The sequence below is a fragment of the Nostoc favosum CHAB5714 genome (assembly GCF_020829495.1).
Lineage (GTDB): Bacteria > Cyanobacteriota > Cyanobacteriia > Cyanobacteriales > Nostocaceae > Nostoc > Nostoc favosum.
In genome coordinates this window covers 1-18,768 of record NZ_JAIVFQ010000116.1, presented here as the reverse complement: position 1 = coordinate 18,768, position 18,768 = coordinate 1, and the positions used below count along the sequence as shown (strand labels likewise).

Sequence of the window (18,768 nt, the reverse complement as noted above, 5' to 3'; positions counted from 1 at the left end):
TCCCCTGTTATAATGATTATCATTACGAAAAAGCGAACATTCAATTTCCTGAAAGTCATATCTGATAGCGGTCTTGGTTCATTTCACTCTTAGGGTGGCTCGTCAATATTTAGATGCGTTTGCCCTGGGGGTCAGACCGACTTTCTGTGCTGTACTCTCGGCGGACAGATCATCAGGATCTATTTCATAGTTGATAATTTGATAGGAAATGCCTAGTTTATCAAGTAGTCGAGCAGCATTAGTTTTCATTCAAGTCCAACATTAGAACTGTATGGCATTTAATGTATAATCCTGTATTCTTTCTCTATCACACTCAACAATTTCTCTTCCAAAGCACTCAAATTCCCGATTCTTACGATGTAACTGAAGTTAATGACTGTGTAGATAGCCATACGCTTATCAGCTTGGTAGTAAAAGAATAGTCAAGCTAATAAGAGTAATTTATGGGTTATCAATCTTATTCCAACTCATCCATTACACCTTCAAGGAAAGCGATCGCTCCTTTACCCCAAGGATTTTGTTCTGTAAAATGCTCACCGATTTTAATTGCCGCTTTCTTGCCTCCATTCCACAGGCGTTTAAGTTGCAGAAAGTTTTGCCAGTGTAAAGGTTGTTCTTTCACTCTCACATCAATGATTCGATAAGCCTCTGTTTCATTTGCCACATCTGGATATTCTTGTTGTAAATTGTGGATCAATTGCTTAAAGCAAACTATTTTAGCCTGTTCTTCCGAATCAAGTGCAAATTCTATTAGCAAGTCTGAATCTTTTTCTTGATTAACTCTTCTTTGGAAATGCCAGCTTATAAAAGAATATTCTCGTGGGTCTTGTAGAGAAACTTTCAAGGGTATGCAGATAGCAAGTCTACGATTATTACTGTATAAAAACTCCCAAAACTCTCTTTGATGATTGCTATTAATTGGGTTCCAGCATCGATACTCGGTGAGTTGTTTCAGAAGTAATTTCTCTAGAAGTCTGAACCCCTGTGCGACATTAGTCTGGACAAGATGCAGGGCAAGCCGATCAAAATAGTAATTTTGATCTGATGTATCACTTGCTTCTAAACACTTCCAAGCGAACTCAGCAAGCTCCCCATCAACTGCTTTTTCAGGATGGAACCAAATGAAGAAAGATTCAACTACTGCTGCTGCATTTTCTAAATCTGAACCTGCTATAGCTTCCAACAAGTAGAGATATTCGCCTGAATTAAGACAGTTAAGCCATTTGCCGTGTTTTAGGATGTATGCAACATATTTGGGATCAACCCGCTTGTCTCGGATTAATGTCACCATTCGATTGACCCCTGTAATATCACCTCCAAGTTGCTGAGTAGCACAAACTATTGCTTCAGCTTTAACCTGACCTGACTGTGTAAGCTGATCCAAATAGTCACTAACAAACTGGCGATCAATCTGACTTAAACCACCAAAGTAAGCTGAAAAGACATTAATACCATCTTGTCTAATACCAAGCTGCTCGATCTGCGCTAACCATCTTCTTTCAGAATCCAGCTTTCCAAGACAGAAGCAGAAATTGTGTGCCTCTTGTGCTTCCACAGAACAAAGCCACTCTAGTAACCCAAGTTGCTAGTTACGTATTTAGGCGATCGCATGAGTCAGTAAAGCAATAAAATCCCCTCCAGAGGAAAAAAATGGAGGGGCTTATTTTATAAAAAGTTTAATTTGGCACTTCCAAACTAATTAGTACTGATAATTAAAATTAAACAAGATATACGGTTGCGCGAAGCGCAACCGTATATCTTGTTATGGGCGATCGCCTGCGAAGCACGCGAAGGTTGATAACTAGCAACTTGGGTTACTACTTCAATAGCAATGCTCTCAGTTTGATCATAACCATCGATAATTTTTGCTTTTAATTCACTCTGTTCATCAAGTGTTAAATGTATGTTTGTAAATAGAACATATTTGCTTGGTATGCGTTTAGTTCTATTCACTAAATATTTGATAGCGCCCTTTAAATCAGCTTTTAGCTTGGAGAAAATTTCTGCTTTATTCCGAACGGAAATATCACGATGCTTATATTGATATACATTCCATCCAGAACTTAAGAAAGGTGATAGGTGTTTTTGGAAATGCGCTATTTCTACTGTCCACTCTGCATCTTTACCTCCATCTGGAACATATATGCGCTCGGTAAATGAAGGTAACGAGGAGCATTTTTTTGCAGCAGATGCCCATGCAATAGAATTACAAAGAAGCACAAAAGTTTGCGGAGAAAATCCTCGGTTGACAATACGCTCAATTTCTTCAGCACTAATCGGCTGTCCATGAACCAATGAGGTCATCTTTCTCTACAGAAAAAGTTTTCTCTTAAAGCCATCTTAGCAATAAGACAAATAAATTAGGAGTTGGCTAAATGTAAGGCGAACAGCTGCTAAACGTTACAAATAGATTGCAGGCGATTGCTCTTTTTATTCCTGCAAAGGAAACCTCTTCATCATTTCCCTAACCAGAACAACCTCTGTATGGCTTGATCACTAATGGTAGCAGCTATTTGTTTGTCAAAACCTTGGGTAAACAGTATGGTATTTCCGATCTATTTGCAACCCGATCGTAATATCTTAACAATTTATCTGGAGTTTTAAGAATACTCAAGCATTTGGGTAGAATTATTACGGAATCTTAACTTACTTACAGCATTGTTGCATTAATCTCTGATTTCTAACTCCAGAACATTCAACACTTTCTCTTCCAGTGCAGTCAGATAAGGTCTGCTCAACTTCCCCAAAGACTCCAAAAACTTCTGCACCGACTCCTCCAGCGCACTGGAATACACCCGACTGATGCGATCGCTCAAGGACTGCATCTCCTCACATTCCTGGGGCAGGTAGTTGAAGGACTTCAGGTGCTGCAACCCAATGGTGTACTCTCCATCCCACATTTTCACGGTGCAACTAAAGTCATTCACTGCGCTGACAATCCCCCAACACCTACCCTTGCCCCTAAGTTCTGGGTTGTCCTTCGCAAGGATTTGGCACACCTCGCCAATTTGGTAGGTGTTTGGTACTTTGGTTCTCTCCATTATTTTTTGCACAACGTCTTTGACGATTCTACCCGTGGGAACTTTCCCGCCAGCTTCCTGTACTGCGGTTTGCCACACTTCCCACTGTTCTTGAGGTTCTAGCTTTGTAATGGGTCGGACTTGCCCAACACTTGTGGGCAAAATTTGTGATCCATTTGTTGTCAAATCTTCAGGCGGTAAATTTTGACAACAAATTGTTGTCAAATTCTCGTAGACATCAGCTGCTGCAATCAAATAATTTGATTTTTGACGGCTATGCCCAAAGCGATCGCGGCAATAATCCTCGAAGGTTTTATGCGTCAAACGGTACAGTCTGCGATCGCGGAGTTCTGCCAGTGCCTTAAGAGCCTCAAAAAACGCTCTTTCCACACGGCGCTCTAGGTGAAGGCGATCGCGTTCCTCCGCCTCGGTCAACTCCTCTACTTCAGCAGCAGTCACCGTAATCGTTGCTGAAGCTGGATTTTCTGGATTAAAGATATCCTCCGCAGAACTAGCAGTTGCTTTTAAATTGTTGGATATAGCAGAGGTGGCTTTTTTGCGCTTAGAAGGTGGTTTAGCCATTATTCCACCCCTTTAGTTCAACAATATTTTTTCAGAGTCAATTACAACGTAGATTTTAGAAGTAGCTGATAACTGCTCCGGCATAGCCCGCCGCAGGCATCGCTTCTTTGGAAAAGCTGAAGGTAGGGCAAGAGGATTAATAGTCTGAGGGTTAATCGCCATTAGAACTTTCTGTTAAATTAACCCCAGGAATATGCTGAATCCATTCACCTAAACACTCTTTTAAATCCAGCCCTACAGCATTGGCTGCCCTGATAAGGGTGTCTAAAGGTACACCCTTTGTATCCTCGTTCTCAATTCTATTAAAATTTGCCCCGCTCATTCCGGCGTAATCACCAGCTACGGTTAAACTCATCCCCGCAGCTTCTCTTGCCTTTTTCAAAGCAGTTCCGATACCAGTAAACTCCACTTCAATAATAATTTTCATTAAATCCATAGTCATACGCCTCCAAAGAATTATCTCTAATTTAACCCATTACGCATTGCTTGACAAGCATTACGTAATGCGTAATAAATATATAAAGAAAGCGCCCCGACTGCGAATCTAAAGCGCTTTCCGTCCCGTTATGAACTTAATCAATCATGACATACCAAATCTACAGCCAACAACAGCTGCAACTGAAATCTATTGCCCGACTCAAGCAAATCTACAGCGAAACGCAAAGCACAGTCGAAGTAAGCGACAAACGCTCTCTAGATTCTTGGATTAGTGCGTTCGCCCTTGGCGTTGGCGCAGCCATCGCTGATTACCAAGCCAGCAAGATTCAGAAACTCGCCCCTGCTGCCCCCGACAACCAAGCCCTCGCCCAAGCCGAACTCGACCACTTCATCACCGACCAAGCCCAAGGCATAGCCCCCGAACCACTGACAACAGTAGAAATCAACTTCTACCACCACGAGGTCTACTGTGGCAAAGAACTGATAGCCTACATTGCATACGACCACGATGAATTAGTCACCCAACCCTGGCTAGTAATGGTCAACGGTAAAGAGGAATTCCGCGCTAACACCTGGGTCAAATGCTATCGCTTCATCCAATGGCATCATAAAGACGGCACACTTAGAGAAACATTCCCAGCACCAGCGCAAGTAGCAGAAGCTCCAACCATTCTGGAAATCTCGTTTTATGACCAGGAAGCGTTTGTGGGTGACGAACTGGTAGCCAGCATTAGCTACGACCACGGCAACTACAAAAACCTATACTGGCGAGTACTGGTCAACGAGATTGAGATTTTCCGCGACCTCTCGGCCGCAAGATGCCACAGCTACATCAAGCAACAATACCAGCAAGGTACGCTACCACTACAAGTACCAGAAGAAGAAGCAGAGGGGCAGGGGGCAGGGAGTAAGGGAGAAGAAATTTCCCCCCTGCACCCCGCACCCTGCTCCTTGTCCTCTTCTACCACTGGTAACGAAGTCATGGCGCAGATTTTCAACGAATGCGAGAAGCACGGGTTTGAAATCCTCAATGATGCAATTTACAACAACGACGTGAAACTGGGCGAAGTAGGGCAGACGGGTTGACGAAGAAATATTTCACCTGAATGTGCGTTCGCTCCACGGCACAACACCCTACGAATATCTGCTCTACAGTCCCAAAATCTCCCGCCGCAACGATGGACGACTGCGCGATCGCGATTTGAAAAAATACCAACACATTGAACTAGGCGGCTGGTGGTGCAGTGGCGTTGACCCCCTCAACAACTACGTCCTGATGATGTGGGGCTGTTTCAAACCCGACCATCCCCGACGCGATCGCCAAAAAATCCACAAGTTCATAAAATACGAGCATCCTTACAGAGAAGAAACACGCGCTTTCTTCCTCCTAGTACCGAATCGCATCTGGGTGAAAGTCTCCAACCGTAGCGATATCCCCATTACTGAAGAAGACCTACAGCATCGTGGCGGTTTCTGGCACTGGGTTTGGCGGCACAATGTCCCAGTCACAATTGTCGAAGGTGTCAAGAAAGTGGGGGCGTTACTGACTGCTGGTTATGCAGCGATCACAATTCCGGGAGTAAACGCTGGATACCGCACACCACAGGATCAATACGGTAACGCCATTGTCTTTTGTGGCGATCGCTTGCCCTAAACTGCATCAAGGACGACCGCCTGACCCCCTCCTCCACTGTTCAATAGCTTTCAAAGCTGTAGCCCTTATTCCGTATAGCTTAGAGCTTTTCAAGCGTGCCATTCCGCCCTTGTCCAGTATTGCAGGCGCTAATTACCACTAGTTCGGCGTTTAGCTTCAAGTCGAAGATTTCTGCGGCGGTGAGCAAACCATTGTCGTTACCAGAGGGAGTAAGAGCGATCGCACTCCCTAATCCCCTCAGATCATCCAGTATCCCATGTGTGGCGAAATGAATTATTCTGGCTTTGGGGAGAATCGGCAAGATTGCCAGTTTAGTGGCATCTTTGCCTATGATGGGTTTGGCTTGAAATAGAGGTGCTATGGCTTTAACTTCTGCTTCCGTTCCTTCTAGTTGAGGTAATTGTTGAGGTGGTTCTCCTGGTTTATTAACTACCTTGGGCATGATAGGATTACCAACAAGCAGGACATCTTTTGCTGAACCGGGAACTCGCTGCCGTTGTTGATAGGTTAACTGTAAAACTTGAATGGATGGGGCGGTAAGGATTGTGTGCTTTTCTATTAAGTATCGCCCTGTTGAGTCTTGCAGTGCTGGAAAGGGAACGGCAAATAGTTCCTGCTGAGGGATAAAAATTACACGAGCATCTGACTCTTTTGGTAAATCTTCAGCTATGGGTTTGATTAGCAATTGATAGAGTTGTTGCAAGTTGCGGTCTTGGGCATTGGCGCTAGACTGGGAGCCGTTCTCACCGACTTTTCCCACCACATCAGTTATGGGATAGTCTGATGTCTGCCCTGGTGGATAAAAGGGTTGTCTGAGTGTAAGTGTATCATTATTAACTGCTACTACTATCCAGGCAGGGTCGCTACGAAAGTCATTTTTGAGTGTGACGCGATCGCCTTTTTTGAAGGTTAGCTGATTGGTATTGCCACGAGGTATACTTACAGCTTTGGCATTTTTAGGGATGGATACAAGGGTATCATTAACGAGGTTCAACAGAGAGGTATTTTTTTGCTGTAATGGGGTGAGGTCAGATTGGTGAAATTTAATTTCGCCGTTGGGTTTAACGACCCAGATGAAAAGTTTTGCTGCGGGTGTTTGTGGTTTCTTACTCGCAACTGAAGATGGAGTTATACGCAAGCGATCGTAAATAATTTGGTATTCAACTAAAGTTGCATTTTGTTGTTTGGCTATTTGCTGAATTTGTTGAACAGAAACTTTGGAAGTTTGTGTTTTTAACTCGCGGTTTTTAGGGTCACTGGAGGAGTTTGCTAGTAATTCTGCTAATATTTTAGCTCGACCTCGCTCAGAAATTTCTAGTGCTTCCTCTTTTCTATTTTGAGCAACAAGAACTTCTGCAAGTGTTTGATAAGTAATTAAATAAGAATTAAAAAACGATACTCTGTTAGCATCTTGCTTACCGACTCCTTGGTCAAGTACTGACTCATATTTATCTATAGCTTCAAATAATTGTTTTTCCGCTTTAGCTGTATCTTTAGCTAAAAAATACAAAAATCCTGATTGCGATAGACTTAGTGCTAAACCATGCGGGTTGTAAAAGGTGCGATCGCCTTGCTGTTATCCCCTATAGCAGTATAAGCATGTCCCAGACTGACTAAAATATTAATCTCTTTCAGTTTATCTTTAGTATCTCGAACAATTACTAAATTTTTCTCTAATAACTCAATAGTGCTTTTAAGAGCAGATAAAGCTTTTTGCTCTATTTCGGAATTTTTACTTGCTCTGGCGATCGCTAAACTTTGTTGATAAAAATCAATAGCCTTTACTTTATTTTCTTGTGAAGCATTTAAATTTATCGTTCCAAGATTAAGTAGCGCTCTTGCTTCTAAATCAGAGTTTTTAATTTCTCGTGCTATCGATAACGCCTGTTGCTGATGGGCGATCGCTTGAGGATAGTCACTAACAAAATATTAATCCCACTCCGAAATCGCCAAATGATAAATCCTCCGACTAAAGACCAAGCATAAATCCAAGCAACATTTTCCCAACCGAACCAAGGTCTTAAAAATGGACGACGATCAATAACTCCACTGAGAAGTTGACTAATCATCTGTGCGTGAAGCCAAACAGGAGTAATTTCTTGTTGGTAGGGGGTTTGAAAAAGTTTATTTTTGGCAAATTCTTTATCTGTAACTCCGATAAGAACGATACGATTTTTGACTGATTCTTCGATTTTCTTTGTATTTTTGGGGTTTCGGGAAAGATTGGTAAAATTTTCAATGGTTATGCGCTTGGCAATTCGATCAAGTTGTTTTGAGTTAGTAGGTCTATCTTTGGATATACGATAATTAAGTAGCATCTGCAATCCACCTGTACCAGCATCAAATTTTTGATATCCTCCCACACGTTCACTTTTAATTGGAAAAGTTGGCAGAATTAAATTACCAATTTTTATTTTTCCGTCGGGTAGCGATTGATGATTTATCTCTTTTACTTCTTTTAAATAATTCAATGCTAATACTAAGCCGAAAGCATAAGGACTTTTACAGTGAGGATTTGCCGATTTATCTCCTATCATCAATAAAGAACGACGGACGACTTTATCATCTCTAGAAACATCACTAAATCCAAAAGCATTCTCGGTGTCAGGTGGATTTCCTAATGCTTCGCTTTCATTAATACTTTTACTACTGTTGCATGTAAAGTATAAATTAGGGGTTTCCCCCAAGATATTTTCTAATTGTTGTTTGGATATTTCTTTATCTGGTGTATCTAAATCTTGAACTAAACCGATAAATAGAGGTTGATGTTTTTGGATTTCTCCAACGACTTGCTTGATGGTAGAAACAGTTAGTGAAGATTTTTATTTCCTTTTTTTTGTTCGTGTTCATATTTAATATCATCCGCATCAACTTCAACAACCACAATCCGATCGTCTTGTTTTTCATTTGGTCGCAGTTGCATCATATGGTCATAAGCTTTAAGTTCCAGTGTTTGCAACCCACCTAGATGACGTATTCCCAAAAAAGAAGAAGCTACCAAGAAACTTGTAACCAGGGTAGTTTTTAGTTTGGGAGTATTTCTATGTGGAAATTCATCAGGTAATGATCGCATCTCAAACGTTAGGGATTGAAGGTGCGATCGCCTATACGATAAACTACTTGACAATAGCGCGATCGCGCTTATATACCCAAACTGCGCTCAATCCGAAAAATCCAAAAGCCCAAATTAACCACAGCAAATGTAAGATAACTCGTGGGTCAGAATTTGATTGCGCTATCGATAAAACCAATTCTTTATAGTGATAAAAAGGCGATAGGGAAACCAAGTCCTGCATTAACTCAGGCTTAAATGGTAATGGGACACCGCAAGCAAAGGGAATAATAAACAGAGATAAACTCAAAATTGAATCAGCACTTTTAGGATGGAGCAAATATCCGAGTTCCAAACCCAGAATTGCAAAAGGTGTAATCCCAATTATTAAACCAAGAAAAACAGATAGATATAAACCCAAGCTTGCATGAATTCCTAATTGCCAATACCCCAGAATAAAAACTGAGAAGATAGCAACAGCACAAACAATTAGTAAGCTAGTAATCTTGGCTGCTATGTAAACGACAGGAGGTAGAGACGTGGTTTTTAATAATTTGAGCCATCCTTCCGAACGCTCGATTGCGACACGTTTACCTAGTCGTTCGATTGCAATGGTAAATAGGATAATCCCACACAAATAAATTAACTGGTCTATGGTTACTTGTCCTGGTTGGAATCCTGGCTGTAATTTTAGTAATGGTACAAATCCGACAATACTTAACGTTCCTAGCAAAAATGTGGGTGTACGTCGCAATTGAGTAACTTCAAATTCAAACTGCTTCTTAAATATATCCAGTAAATTTCGAGGTGTAACTGGAGCAATAGTAGATATTTCCTCATCCTTATTTGTTGATGATTCTAATTCAATCTCCCTATTTTCTAATGTGGATTCCTCAAGAAGTTGACCTTCTGCTGGTATTTCGGAAAATGGATGCAATTTCACAATCCGAGTTGCTAACTCATTTAATTTTTCCGAGTCATTTTGGTACTGTGTGGTCATTAAAATAGTCACACCTTGTTCGTGACAAAGTTTAATTTGCTCCCAAAATACTTTATGACTTTCCGCATCTAAATTTCTGGTGGGTTCGTCAAGTATGAGTAATTTTGGATTACCGATTAAAGCCAAAGCCAAATAAAGTCGTTGTTTTTCGCTACCAGCTAAAGGAGCCATCTCAGAATCTAGTATTTCTGGCTTTTTGAGATTTACCATTTTTAAAATCTCTTCATTTGAAAGTGGAAGAGGGTTGGGAGAATAACTTCTTAGCAGTTCTAACAGTTCCCTTACTTTCATATTTTTTGGAACTTGTGTTTCTTGCAAAACCACACCAACATAAAGTTTAGCGTTCGCATCTTTGGGATCGAGACCCATGAGTTTGATTTCTCCACTACTGGGAGTCATTAATCCACAAATTTGTGATAACAAAGTGGTTTTACCCGCGCCACCATCTCCCTTAAGCCAAACAAATTCTCCTGAATCAATTGTGAAATTAATATTTTTAAGTATGGTTTTTTGACTCAATCCTTTACGAAATGTTTGTGTGACATTATTAATTTCAATTACTTTCATTGTTCGCATCTCCAAATCTATCTCTAGTGAAGTGATATCTGCATTAAAAACCAAGTAGCTAAACCACCTATAATCGCAATAGGAGCCGAAACACCCATCAAAGTTAAAACCCCAAATCCAGCCAATCCACCAGCAGCAGACCAGAAGCTATAAACAATTGGGTTTTGGTAAGGGAACTCACTACAAATACTAAAAAAGCAGAAGTCATTTCCTCTGGTAACAAGGAAGAATGTAGCAACGATAGCAACTGCTATAATTCCAAGTAAAGCTGATTGACTGAAAGAAAATGGAAGTTTAGAAGATTTGACAGTTACAGAAATTCTTTCCTCATCGTTACCTGTATTATTGAGTTGTTCATCGATAGTTTTAGAATTTTCGATTTCAGAATTAGACGAAGCTTGGGTTATATCTGAAGATTTTTCCTGCTTTGATTTGTTAAATATGGGTTTCATCTGCAAAGTTACTCCTTAATTGAGAAGATTGAAGATTATAAATCTTGAAGATTAGAAAGAATTAAAACAATGTCTTAACGGTTTTAGCAGCTAGCCATGCAAGCATCCCAAGTCCCGCAGCAATTGGTACGGGAACACCTAAAGCAGCAGCAGTCGCACCTACAGCAATTCCAATTGTTCCTGCATCTAAATTGGAAGTTATTGGTGTTACAGGTGGAGGTAATGGCGAAGGAAACCATCCCGGTGATGTATTACATTCTGCTGGAAGTTTAGAGAAAGCAATCATTGGATGGCAAGAATGTTGAATTTGCAGAGTTTCGGTAATTAGCAAAGGAGTCCAAATTAATAAGCATACGACTAAAATTGCTGAAAACCGATGGCTATTCCGTAACGTGTAACTTTAATTCCAATTTTTATTAAGTCTTTTAAAGAGTTAACAGATTCACACTTTAATTCTTTATTAAAAATTAATTCAGATATTAAATCTTCTCCCTTTACATCATTGTAGTGCTTTAATACCTCTTTCCATTGCTTGTCAGTAATTTTCTTCCTATCTATATCGTAATTTGCATTAGAGATAGCAGCATAGTCTGTATTAGCAAAATTACAATGAGCTAGAAAAGAATTCCAAGCTAGCCAGCATTGATATAATTCTGCTTGTTGAAGATGAAGCCTTTCTTTTTATTTTAATACACTTAATGCTTCTTCAAAATCTGTTCTCTTGATATTTCGTAGCTGTAATTCATAAACTCCAAATCTTCCTAAAGAATCTTTTGCATAAGATTTACTTACGTTTAGCAGTAATGTTCCATTAGAATACTTTGCTCTGCTTTCGTCCACTCGCAAATAAAGAGAAGCACGATCTCTTATTCTTTTATCTACAAATTTTTCTAGTGGACTAAGCTTTGGATTATATTTTTCCAATATCTTTTTTAAATTATCAAGATTATATATAAATTTTCCCGTTTTATCAAATTTCAGTTCATGTATGCAGTTTCTAGCGTCATAAAAACACCCGTCTCTAAAATAGCTTTTAATCGTGGTATGGCAATTTCATCTACTATTTTGACCAGGGCTTCTAAACAAAACTCAAATTGTTTTTCAGTTAATGTACTATCGAATAAAGGAAGCTCAACTGTTGCACAAATTTCTCTACCCATCGGGTCATAAGCCCACCGTACCATATTGGTTTGCAAAGAGATATGTAGTAATGCTTGGAATATTAAAGATTCATGTGCCTCATTAATATTTGTCAGCAGATGCGGTGCTAGTATTCTTAAATAATCTTCATCTTCGCCTGCATTAATTAAGAGCAAAATATCTTCAATGTTCTCACCTTTAAATCCGGTAGTAATGCATTGGTTCTCTGCATCGAATTCGTACTTTACCTCGTTTTTTTCTAGGCAAGTTATAACTTTATTTAGTATCATTGTCATAAATGACCCCCTTTTATTTACTCTTGGTTCAGGTTAAGTAGATTATCTGGAGCATCAAGAAGAAATTATGCGGTTTTTTTAAGTAACTTCTAATTTGCTCTGGTGTCATTGCCACAAATAAACCCTTAATGATTTGCTTTTGGCTGACATAAGTAATTTCTGGATAGGTTTTGAAATTTATGCAGGTTGCGGTTTAATTCGTTTCCCCAATTAATGTAAAAGCAGCCCAGTGCTTGGGGTCTGGGTTTTTCTTCATCGTTGCCAGCATTGCCAGACGCAACGCCGAAGCCTTATCATTTGCTGGCAACTGTTGGTAAAACTCCCTCATTAGCAATGCGGTGGGAGCATCGGGTATTGACCATAGGGAAACGATCGCACTGGGGACACCTGCACTGATAAAAGAGCGCGATAAACCAATTACCCCATCTCCGGAAATTTTTCCTCGTCCTGTATCGCAAGCACTCAGGACAACTAACTCGGTATTATTGAGTTTTAAATCGAAAATTTCGCTCGCAGTTAGTAAACCGTTATCTTTATCATCAGGAGCGAGAGCGAATTTTGTAATTTCTTTTCAATGTTAAAATCACCACCAATAATTGAATATTGAACGAGAGTGGCATTTTGCTGTTTGGCAATTTGTTTAATTTGCTCAATTGTGAGTCGAGGGGGTGTATACTCTGCTTTGATATTTGGTTCCACACGCCTTTGCAGTAATTCCACAAAGGCTCTAGCTCTTCCCCTCTCGGCAGTTTTTAGGGCTTTATCTGTTTTATTTTGAGCAATTAGAACGGATTGTAAAGTGCGGTAAGTGCGAGCTTGTTCCTCAAAAATTGAAACTTTAAAGGCATCGTTACTACCTAATCTCTGACGTTGACATTCCCAAACTGCAATTCCCTCAAATAGGCTTTTTTCTGCTTCTGGAAGTTTGCCTGATTTTTGCAGAGTCACTCCTAAATTGTTCAGTGCCAAACCCTCACCTTGACGGTCTTTGATTTGGCGTGCGATCGCCAACGATTGTTGATTGTACTCAATCGCCTTTGCATAATTCCCTAGGTTAGTATACACATTTCCCAGATTACCCAGCGCCTCGCCTTCGCCTTGAGGGTCTTTTATTTGCCGCGCAATTATCATCGCTAGGTTAGTTCAGGAAGATGTTCCCTACCTAGATTTGACAACCTACGGGCTTGGCATTGGCAAGCAACCTGGTGAAATCGAGTTTTCTACCCGTCATCCAATGACCATTTGCGCTACTGAAGAAGCAGCCAGAGTATTAAAATATTGTGGTGCCGAAGTTCATTATCAAGTCGAAAGTGGTACAGTCTGCCAGGAGAAGCAATTAATTCTTCAAGCTAGTGGCACTGCTCAAGCTTTGCACAGTGGCTGGAGAGTTGCTTTAAATTTGATGGAATACGCCTCCGGCATTGCTTCGCGTACACCAGTATTAGTAGATACTGCTAAAACAGTAAATCAGTCAGTCGACAGCAAGTTTCTTTACAATATTAAGCTGAACTATTTTAAAAAGAAATAAAAATTAATATTGTTAGCGTTTGATTACCAAATAATATGGTAATTTACTAAATAAGTTGGTATTATTTTTAGTAGATTACACAGATACACTTATCCATTTTGAAAAACGCAAGCCGAAGAAGAGGTTTGCGGCTAACTTTGGCTTTTAATTTATTAGTTTTTAATAACTTATATTGAAAACTAGCTCTTTTGTATCGTCTGGTAAGGAGTTGAAAGTTGAATGATTTAAAGATTTTATTTTTTCTAACAAAATTTATTGTCAACTTGCTCATTTTTGGCGATAACGATACTAATTTTTAGTGAGCAAATAGCTTTCAAGAAAACTATCTAACTTTTTAAATATTCAATAGTAAACGGAGAAATGTTTTATGCGTTTTACCCGCCAGATACCCATTGCGTCTTTAATGCTATCGATCCTGGTTTTATGGCAGCCTACTTTAGCTGACTCAAGGAGTGATGTTCCCTGGAATCGAGAAGAAAAAACACCTTCTGTCTGGGATAAAAATAAGTGTCTTGGAGGTTCTTCGCAAAGTTTTCGCTTGGGTGGAGAACTCAATAATCCAGCCACTTATAACTTGCAAAAACTGCAAAATTTACGAGATACTTTAAAAAAACAAAATCCAGCATTAATTACTGAAATTACTGTGAGCTTTCAAACCGGCTCAGGGCCACGAACAGAAACATACTATGGAGTTCCTCTATGGGAATTGATTAATAATCCGAAAGCCGGAGGTGGTCTAAAACCTGGGAATTCTGGGGTGAATAGTAAAAACTCTTTTCTGAGGCAATATGTTCTAGTTGACGCCACAGATTGCTATGGTGCAGTCGTAGCTATTGGTGAAATTCAACCTAACTTTGAAGGGAAAACAGTGCTAGTTGCATTTGCAAAAAAAGGTAGTGATGGTAAAATCGTGCCTTTAATAGATGAAGGATTTGCTCGTTTAGTAGTTCCAGGTGACAAAGCTGGAGGTCGTTACGTTACTAATGTGACAAATATCGTCATATTATCTGCTCCTCCTTCTCCTTTGAAACCAAAATATTTCTGAAAACCCTTCTGATTAAAGACGCCTACAACGGAGAGTTACCACGCCACTTGGTCTATTTGGGGAAACCCCAACAAGTAGAGCAAATGGCTTCCTGTTGTAGGCGTTACGCCTTCTTGCTCGTTTAAAACTAAGCTTTGATATTTTCATACATATGCAAGAATCAGGGTTTAACTAGTTCCGTGGGTTTAAGTCCCCCGGTTCAATAAAAATTTTGTTTTGTGTTGGGGTTAAATCCCCATTACAAAACAAAATTTACGAAAGCGTTGCGGGGCGAAGCCCATTACGAATTACGAATTACGAATTATTTAATAGGAAGCATTCCAATCTTGCAAAAAAAGTTATATAAATTCTCAAAAAAGCAACCTGTGCAGCTAGTCGGTATTCAACTACTTGACAAATTACTAAATTTACCATGTGCCAAGAATTATTAGAACGCACCAAAAGAACTGAGTAGCCGCATCACCAAAAACAGTTTTTAATGAATGCTCCGCCAAGCTTTGACTGTTCCACTATCGACTTTTTCACGATATTCTAATACCAGTCTCATATCTAAGTTATTCTGTAAGGCTGAAGATAGCATCCCACTAAATGAGGATAATCCAACAATCTGATAGTTGTTAGTATTACTCTGTTCAGAATTATCTTATAACTAGGGAGGATCAAAATATGGAAGTTAGCGCTCGTAATTCCTTAAAAGGAACTATTAAGAAAATTCACCCAGGAGCAGTCAACTCTGAGGTCACATTAGAAATTGTGCCTGGGGTGGAAGTAACTGCAATTATTACCAAGGAGTCGGTAGAGCATCTCCAACTTCAAGAGGGAAAACAAGCGATCGCTGTGATTAAAGCGTCGGATGTCATAATTGCTACAGAATAGCTCGAAATGAGTAGATAAGTTGTGGCGATCCGCTTAGAGAGCGATCGCTACGACTATACAACTATTTACGAATTTTCCGAGCAAGAACTGCTACCACACACCAGACATAAAGGATCATGATAAGAATGTCGTTTGGCAAATTCCATTCGCATCAAGTCGATGGTCAGCAGTTGTGACAATAGCGGTTGACTAAACTTGGTAATCAGCTTTATTACCTCTAATGCACTAAGACAAGCTAGTGTCCCAGAAACAGCACCGATAACCGAGAACCCACGCCGATTCCAATCCGGCTTTTCTGGAAACAAGCATGATAGACAAGGAGTGACACCAGGAATAATCGTCGTCAGGTAAGCTTCCATTCCGTCCATTGCAGCTTCCACCATTGGTTTTTGCCAGCGCACGCAAGCCTCATTGAGCAAGTTCCGCTCTGTGAAATTGTGGGCGCAATCAACAGCTATATCAGCAGATTGCACTAAAGAGTCTACATTCTCCTTTGTAACGTAATCATGAACTGCTTCCACCCGAATATCAGGATTAATAGCTTGCAGAGTTTCTCTGGCTTTGAATACTCTTGGCTTACCTACCCAATCATTTGTCATGAGAACCTGACGATTCATATCATCTAGCCGTAAGTCACCACCCCGAACTAGGATTAGCCGCCCAACACCCGCTACTGCCAAATAAAGCGCTGATGTACCGCCTAATCCCCCTACACCTGTAACCAAAACCGTTGCGGACTTCAAGCGCTTTTGTGCTGCCTCTCCAAAATTGGGAAGCATCATTTGGCGGTGATAGCGTTCTAACTCACTGGGTGTTAAGTTCATCGCTTTTTACCTCTTTATCAGTCGTAAAATTTACCACCTAGTTGGTAGCAAGTATTGTAGTTGTCTATACACTTTTCTGAGTTTTTACCTATAAAGTTGGTATTTATTCCGGGCACTATTAAGGGAGCTATGTACAAATATAGCGATGTCTACGATGGTCACTGAGCTTGTCGTTGGCGCAGCCTCTCGTAGAGAAGTGCGGGCTACGCCTACGCAAATGTGGTGCTGCTCCCTCTGCAAAGATGTCGTGATAGTCCTTTATTCAATCATCCCTGCTCTTTGACCAGCACCGATCCATTACTGCCAGTTTTGCTTTTTGTCCTGGGTTGAATGCCCAATGAAATAAACCCTACAGCAAAACTGTGGGGCCTTTGAGGTATTATTGCTTTCTGGTGGAATATACAGCAATGGCTGATGCAGGAATCAGTACGGCATCTATAACTTCTGCCTATGGGTTGGGATTTATCCCCCTTTACAGTGCGCGATATGACTTGGTGATTTTCAAAGAATACTTGGAACAATTTACCAGTACAGCAGTTTATCGCTATCTTGGGACATCAGAAGCGTGCGATCGCAATGGTCGAGGAAGATAGAAACTGAGTCACTAATTGGTTGTAGGTCATCATCAAGTAAAAATGACCCACTACCTGGTTGCATGGGGCAACGGATGGCTTTGTAGTTAGTTATTTGTTTGGCACTATATGGTTTGGTATTGGGGAAGATTTCTAGGTGTCCTTGGCGCAGAATAAAGCCTGCATTTCTCAAGGTAATCTCTAGGGCGCAGGCTAGGGGAAAGGTGGGTAGGGTGGAAGCAAAGGTTAGGATCAGGTGATAGCCGCTACTAAAGCTGGACTGGAGGATGATGATATCGACTATGCCGATGTCCTCTAGCGCTGCTTTGATCCGATTTATGGATTCAAGCACCATCCTATCTCAAGGAAGTAGTTTTGAAATCCCAGTTTTTACCGAGGCTTTTCATCAAACTCTAAGCAAGCATTTCCACAAACTCGACCACTTGAGCAGAAGTCACTTGTTGTGCGATCAGAAAGTCAACGAGTCCATCGAGTTTTTTACGGTTGTAGACGGTAGAATAGCCTTAAATCTGGCGTTCCTTGCAGAACTGTCACAGCTTCCGCGCACCTAAACCCAAAAGCTTCTTCCTCTCTTCCGTAACATCTATTAGCACAAGTTGTCTGGCTTCATCCGCAAACCTAGTTTCAACAGATGGCGGCGCAGTTTCAATAATCGAAGATTCTGGTTCAGAAAATTCTTTTTCATTGGAAACAGCACCAATCACAGTCAAATCGGGAGCATCCCATTTTTGCGAAAACATCAAATAGCCAGTCGCAACCCATTTAAAAATGCTCCTATTGTTTCACCAGTAGCCATTGGTTTTACTAACTGATGAAATAATCGTCTCATAACCCCTGCTCCTAATCTTTGCCGAGCTTGAGTAATTGCTGATTTACTTGGTACTCGCCAATATTTACCAACTTTTACCCATGTCTCCGACATCCCATCTATTAAGTTTTTGAGTACATCCCGCATTGAGTCTCTAGACCAAAGACTCATTGCTATTATCAGGCTTACCACTAATTGCGCTGGTAGCGATCGCTTGCGTTCTTCCTCTGTTTGGGTATTAGCGATGCCAACTCTTGGAGACGCTACGCGAACGGCGAGCAACGCTTACGCCTGTTCGATGACAAAAGCTGGAATCGCCGTCTCGATTGCTTTAAGCAGGTCACCACTTTGTATATCAGGAGACACTAACGAGAAATCCTTGAGATGCACCACACTCAATTTCCTTTCTTGGGAACAATGCCTAATTTACATCAGTTTCAGCCTTAACCCAAGCGTATTGAACACTGCATAGCCTTAACCCAAGCGTATTGGCTTTTACCCTCCCGTTACTGCTCTTGTTGGCAGTTTTAATTAACACAGTCATTGGTTGTTGACTTTGGGTAGCTCGTTGCAGCATTTTAGCGTAGGCGTAGCCCGCCGTAGGCATCGCCTCTTTACTACTCTCAAACTTATTCAAGTAAGCTGGTGTAACCTCTAAAATTGCCTTGTCACCTTGCAATTTAACGAGATGAGCATGAGCCAACAGCTTTTGATTGCTGGGTTTAGCTGTATCCATCACAGAAAGCCAAATTTGAGCCAGGTTAGTCTAGTTCCCGGTGCGAAACTGTTGAACAAATCAAATATAAAACTTTGTTAATAATCAATCGTTACATGTGCCAAGTATTGATTATTAACAAAGCTAATTTTAACTATCCCCCCACTACTTTTGATAC

The 18,768-nt window shown here is 40.6% G+C and carries 22 protein-coding genes and 3 pseudogenes; 6 read left to right on the top strand and 19 right to left on the bottom strand.

The features are described from left to right. Positions 1 to 457 precede the first annotated feature (457 nt). The 4 genes from LC586_RS34950 to LC586_RS34935 form a co-directional block, all read right to left on the bottom strand. Entirely contained in the window at positions 458 to 1,555 is a 1,098-nt protein-coding gene (locus LC586_RS34950) for a hypothetical protein (RefSeq protein ID WP_229490079.1), read from the bottom strand. 140 nt (positions 1,556 to 1,695) lie between these two features. Beyond that, positions 1,696 to 2,304 carry a hypothetical protein gene (locus LC586_RS34945; RefSeq protein WP_229490078.1) on the bottom strand — a complete coding sequence of 203 codons (609 nt, stop codon included), beginning with the start codon at positions 2,302 to 2,304 and terminating at the stop codon, positions 1,696 to 1,698. Between the two features lie 362 nt (positions 2,305 to 2,666). After that, on the bottom strand, positions 2,667 to 3,602 hold the full coding sequence (locus LC586_RS34940) for a hypothetical protein (protein WP_229490077.1): 936 nt from the start codon (positions 3,600 to 3,602) through the stop codon (positions 2,667 to 2,669). Positions 3,603 to 3,753: 151 nt separating this feature from the next. Next, positions 3,754 to 4,038 (bottom strand): helix-turn-helix domain-containing protein, encoded by a 285-nt coding sequence (locus tag LC586_RS34935; protein ID WP_190946769.1) that lies wholly within the window; start codon positions 4,036 to 4,038, stop codon positions 3,754 to 3,756. A gap of 146 nt (positions 4,039 to 4,184) precedes the next feature. Here LC586_RS34935 and LC586_RS34930 point away from each other — a divergent pair, with 146 nt between their 5' ends. Both LC586_RS34930 and LC586_RS34925 read left to right on the top strand, forming a co-directional pair. Next, the gene (locus LC586_RS34930; protein ID WP_229490076.1) at positions 4,185 to 5,126 is read left to right on the top strand and encodes a hypothetical protein; all 942 of its coding nucleotides are present in this window, start codon (positions 4,185 to 4,187) and stop codon (positions 5,124 to 5,126) included. 22 nt (positions 5,127 to 5,148) lie between these two features. Continuing rightward, on the top strand, positions 5,149 to 5,694 hold the full coding sequence (locus LC586_RS34925; protein ID WP_438822954.1) for a DUF3854 domain-containing protein: 546 nt from the start codon (positions 5,149 to 5,151) through the stop codon (positions 5,692 to 5,694). A 79-nt stretch (positions 5,695 to 5,773) separates the two neighbouring features. Here LC586_RS34925 and LC586_RS41285 read toward each other — a convergent pair whose 3' ends face one another. From LC586_RS41285 to LC586_RS34885, 10 genes and pseudogenes are all read right to left on the bottom strand, one after another. Further along, a complete protein-coding gene (locus LC586_RS41285; protein WP_306423321.1) occupies positions 5,774 to 7,204 on the bottom strand; it encodes a CHAT domain-containing protein in 1,431 nt (476 codons plus the stop codon). A gap of 26 nt (positions 7,205 to 7,230) precedes the next feature. Continuing rightward, positions 7,231 to 7,557: a hypothetical protein gene (locus tag LC586_RS42175; protein ID WP_369010549.1), complete on the bottom strand. Its 327-nt coding sequence runs from the start codon at positions 7,555 to 7,557 to the stop codon at positions 7,231 to 7,233. Between the two features lie 8 nt (positions 7,558 to 7,565). Continuing rightward, a complete protein-coding gene (locus LC586_RS34915) occupies positions 7,566 to 8,492 on the bottom strand; it encodes a CHASE2 domain-containing protein (RefSeq protein ID WP_309143425.1) in 927 nt (308 codons plus the stop codon). An 11-nt stretch (positions 8,493 to 8,503) separates the two neighbouring features. Beyond that, the gene (locus LC586_RS40945) at positions 8,504 to 8,767 is read right to left on the bottom strand and encodes a CHASE2 domain-containing protein (protein ID WP_267921786.1); all 264 of its coding nucleotides are present in this window, start codon (positions 8,765 to 8,767) and stop codon (positions 8,504 to 8,506) included. Between the two features lie 43 nt (positions 8,768 to 8,810). Further along, a complete protein-coding gene (locus tag LC586_RS34910) occupies positions 8,811 to 10,313 on the bottom strand; it encodes an ABC transporter ATP-binding protein/permease (protein WP_229490075.1) in 1,503 nt (500 codons plus the stop codon). A gap of 23 nt (positions 10,314 to 10,336) precedes the next feature. Then, a complete protein-coding gene (locus LC586_RS34905; RefSeq protein WP_229490074.1) occupies positions 10,337 to 10,765 on the bottom strand; it encodes a hypothetical protein in 429 nt (142 codons plus the stop codon). Between the two features lie 61 nt (positions 10,766 to 10,826). Further along, a complete protein-coding gene (locus LC586_RS34900; RefSeq protein WP_229490072.1) occupies positions 10,827 to 11,051 on the bottom strand; it encodes a hypothetical protein in 225 nt (74 codons plus the stop codon). A gap of 395 nt (positions 11,052 to 11,446) precedes the next feature. Then, the gene (locus LC586_RS34895) at positions 11,447 to 11,689 is read right to left on the bottom strand and encodes a hypothetical protein (protein WP_229490071.1); all 243 of its coding nucleotides are present in this window, start codon (positions 11,687 to 11,689) and stop codon (positions 11,447 to 11,449) included. A 53-nt stretch (positions 11,690 to 11,742) separates the two neighbouring features. Beyond that, positions 11,743 to 12,201, bottom strand: coding sequence for a hypothetical protein (locus LC586_RS34890; RefSeq protein WP_229490070.1), 459 nt, complete (start codon positions 12,199 to 12,201; stop codon positions 11,743 to 11,745). Positions 12,202 to 12,394: 193 nt separating this feature from the next. Next, a pseudogene (locus tag LC586_RS34885) lies at positions 12,395 to 13,332 on the bottom strand (CHAT domain-containing protein); the annotation flags it as partial. A gap of 37 nt (positions 13,333 to 13,369) precedes the next feature. Between LC586_RS34885 and LC586_RS34880 the strand changes: the two are divergent. From LC586_RS34880 to LC586_RS34870, 3 genes are all read left to right on the top strand, one after another. Continuing rightward, complete coding sequence (locus tag LC586_RS34880) at positions 13,370 to 13,729, top strand: beta/alpha barrel domain-containing protein (protein ID WP_229490069.1); 360 nt, start codon at positions 13,370 to 13,372, stop codon at positions 13,727 to 13,729. Positions 13,730 to 14,096: 367 nt separating this feature from the next. Further along, positions 14,097 to 14,774 carry a hypothetical protein gene (locus tag LC586_RS34875; protein ID WP_229490068.1) on the top strand — a complete coding sequence of 226 codons (678 nt, stop codon included), beginning with the start codon at positions 14,097 to 14,099 and terminating at the stop codon, positions 14,772 to 14,774. Positions 14,775 to 15,440: 666 nt separating this feature from the next. Next, positions 15,441 to 15,650, top strand: coding sequence for a TOBE domain-containing protein (locus tag LC586_RS34870; RefSeq protein ID WP_229490067.1), 210 nt, complete (start codon positions 15,441 to 15,443; stop codon positions 15,648 to 15,650). A 65-nt stretch (positions 15,651 to 15,715) separates the two neighbouring features. On the opposite strand, the gene LC586_RS34865 is transcribed toward LC586_RS34870, so the two are convergent. After that, entirely contained in the window at positions 15,716 to 16,474 is a 759-nt protein-coding gene (locus tag LC586_RS34865) for a HesA/MoeB/ThiF family protein (RefSeq protein WP_229490066.1), read from the bottom strand. A 401-nt stretch (positions 16,475 to 16,875) separates the two neighbouring features. Here LC586_RS34865 and LC586_RS34860 point away from each other — a divergent pair. Next, a pseudogene (locus LC586_RS34860) lies at positions 16,876 to 17,035 on the top strand (substrate-binding domain-containing protein); the annotation flags it as partial. Here the strand turns inward: LC586_RS34860 and LC586_RS34855 are convergent. The 4 genes and pseudogenes from LC586_RS34855 to LC586_RS34840 all read right to left on the bottom strand — a co-directional run bounded on the left by LC586_RS34855 (position 16,997) and on the right by LC586_RS34840 (position 18,611). Continuing rightward, the gene (locus LC586_RS34855) at positions 16,997 to 17,401 is read right to left on the bottom strand and encodes a hypothetical protein (protein ID WP_229490065.1); all 405 of its coding nucleotides are present in this window, start codon (positions 17,399 to 17,401) and stop codon (positions 16,997 to 16,999) included. The pseudogene LC586_RS34860 and the gene LC586_RS34855 sit on opposite strands and share 39 nt — an antisense overlap. Before the next feature lie 196 nt (positions 17,402 to 17,597). Beyond that, on the bottom strand, positions 17,598 to 17,807 hold the full coding sequence (locus LC586_RS34850; RefSeq protein WP_229490064.1) for a hypothetical protein: 210 nt from the start codon (positions 17,805 to 17,807) through the stop codon (positions 17,598 to 17,600). A gap of 2 nt (positions 17,808 to 17,809) precedes the next feature. Then, positions 17,810 to 18,121, bottom strand: a pseudogene (locus LC586_RS34845) (transposase domain-containing protein); the annotation flags it as partial. A gap of 175 nt (positions 18,122 to 18,296) precedes the next feature. Then, entirely contained in the window at positions 18,297 to 18,611 is a 315-nt protein-coding gene (locus tag LC586_RS34840) for a hypothetical protein (protein WP_229490063.1), read from the bottom strand. Positions 18,612 to 18,768 lie beyond the last annotated feature (157 nt).

Coding starts and splice junctions, on each gene's coding strand:
- LC586_RS34945 (WP_229490078.1), bottom strand. CDS start 2,304: ATGACCTCATTGGTTCATGGACAGCCGATTAGTGCTGAAGAAATTGAG.
- LC586_RS34940 (WP_229490077.1), bottom strand. CDS start 3,602: ATGGCTAAACCACCTTCTAAGCGCAAAAAAGCCACCTCTGCTATATCC.
- LC586_RS34935 (WP_190946769.1), bottom strand. CDS start 4,038: ATGGATTTAATGAAAATTATTATTGAAGTGGAGTTTACTGGTATCGGA.
- LC586_RS34930 (WP_229490076.1), top strand. CDS start 4,185: ATGACATACCAAATCTACAGCCAACAACAGCTGCAACTGAAATCTATT.
- LC586_RS40945 (WP_267921786.1), bottom strand. CDS start 8,767: ATGCGATCATTACCTGATGAATTTCCACATAGAAATACTCCCAAACTA.
- LC586_RS34910 (WP_229490075.1), bottom strand. CDS start 10,313: ATGAAAGTAATTGAAATTAATAATGTCACACAAACATTTCGTAAAGGA.
- LC586_RS34905 (WP_229490074.1), bottom strand. CDS start 10,765: ATGAAACCCATATTTAACAAATCAAAGCAGGAAAAATCTTCAGATATA.
- LC586_RS34900 (WP_229490072.1), bottom strand. CDS start 11,051: ATGATTGCTTTCTCTAAACTTCCAGCAGAATGTAATACATCACCGGGA.
- LC586_RS34890 (WP_229490070.1), bottom strand. CDS start 12,201: ATGACAATGATACTAAATAAAGTTATAACTTGCCTAGAAAAAAACGAG.
- LC586_RS34875 (WP_229490068.1), top strand. CDS start 14,097: ATGCGTTTTACCCGCCAGATACCCATTGCGTCTTTAATGCTATCGATC.
- LC586_RS34870 (WP_229490067.1), top strand. CDS start 15,441: ATGGAAGTTAGCGCTCGTAATTCCTTAAAAGGAACTATTAAGAAAATT.
- LC586_RS34865 (WP_229490066.1), bottom strand. CDS start 16,474: ATGAACTTAACACCCAGTGAGTTAGAACGCTATCACCGCCAAATGATG.
- LC586_RS34855 (WP_229490065.1), bottom strand. CDS start 17,401: ATGGTGCTTGAATCCATAAATCGGATCAAAGCAGCGCTAGAGGACATC.
- LC586_RS34850 (WP_229490064.1), bottom strand. CDS start 17,807: ATGTTTTCGCAAAAATGGGATGCTCCCGATTTGACTGTGATTGGTGCT.
- LC586_RS34840 (WP_229490063.1), bottom strand. CDS start 18,611: ATGGATACAGCTAAACCCAGCAATCAAAAGCTGTTGGCTCATGCTCAT.